This window comes from Vibrio sp. 1249-1 (assembly GCF_033340495.1).
On record NZ_JAWOWJ010001064.1, the window covers coordinates 1 to 541 of the forward strand.

Genomic DNA, 541 nt, shown 5'->3' on the forward strand with positions numbered 1-541 from the left:
AGGCATTGTAGTGCTAAACAAATCCACGCGCGCACAATCGCTATCGCTAAAGACAGAGTGTGATTGGTTCGATTTGATGTCAGATCAAAGCGTTAAAGCCGGGATAGAACTGAAGGTTCCGGCAAAGTCGTTCATGTTATTGGTGCAAAAATAAAAGCGGCGGCAGAAGACAATAAAAATGAGCTCAATAGGAGCTCGTTTTTATTTGAATCGTCAAAGCCGTTATTGGCATTCATTCACGCAACATTCGGCACGAAGAAAGTCGATGACATCGTCCAAACATTCGTATTCAGCAACACAAAAAAGAATACGGCCTTCACGGCGCTGAGTAATGAGTCCTGCAGAGGCTAAACTGGAAATATGATGAGAAAGTGTGGATGCAGGAATACCGAGTTTTTCTTGCACACCGCCTACCGCAATGCCTTTATAGCCCGCTTTAACGACTTCTTTATAAATGCATAGACGGGTAGGGTGCCCTAATTCTTTTAATGCTTTAGCGACGGCTTCTAGCTCCATACTGACCTCTAAACTGACCAACGTT

At 44.0% G+C, this 541-nt stretch carries 1 protein-coding gene; it reads right to left on the reverse strand.

Features of this window, described 5'->3' with window-relative positions; genetic code table 11:
• Positions 1–222: 222 nt before the first annotated feature.
• A complete protein-coding gene (locus R7Z50_RS30485) occupies positions 223–516 on the reverse strand; it encodes an ArsR/SmtB family transcription factor (protein ID WP_005459687.1) in 294 nt (97 codons plus the stop codon).
• Between the last annotated feature and the right edge of the window lie 25 nt (positions 517–541).

Coding starts and splice junctions, on each gene's coding strand:
- R7Z50_RS30485 (WP_005459687.1), bottom strand. CDS start 516: ATGGAGCTAGAAGCCGTCGCTAAAGCATTAAAAGAATTAGGGCACCCT.